Source organism: Virgibacillus sp. 7505, from assembly GCF_002272135.1.
In the GTDB taxonomy this organism is placed as follows: Bacteria; Bacillota; Bacilli; order Bacillales; family Amphibacillaceae; genus Terribacillus.
This window is the reverse complement of sequence record NZ_NPBF01000240.1, coordinates 1-250: the sequence shown is the minus strand read 5'-3', so window position 1 is coordinate 250 and position 250 is coordinate 1. Positions and strand designations below refer to the sequence as shown.

Annotated in this window: 1 protein-coding gene; it reads left to right on the top strand. The window is 45.2% G+C overall.

Annotation, left to right across the window (positions count from 1 at the left end; all coding sequences use genetic code 11):
- Positions 1-250 (top strand): HAD hydrolase family protein (locus CHH91_RS18780; RefSeq protein WP_176465871.1); only part of this gene is annotated, 250 nt, incomplete at both ends.

Sequence of the window (250 nt, the reverse complement as noted above, 5' to 3'; positions counted from 1 at the left end):
TTATCGCGATTGCGACCGGCCGCCCTTACCGGGCAAGCAAACGTTATTATCAAGAACTACAGCTAACGACGCCGATCATCAATTTTAATGGCGCTTCGGTTCACCACCCCTTAGACGCTCATTATCCAAGGATACTAGAATCGATCCCACTTGCTTATAGCAAGGAGTTAATCAAACGATGTGAAACCATCGGCGTCTTTAATATGATGGTGGAAATCGGCGACACGTTTTATATGAAAAAACAAGCTGG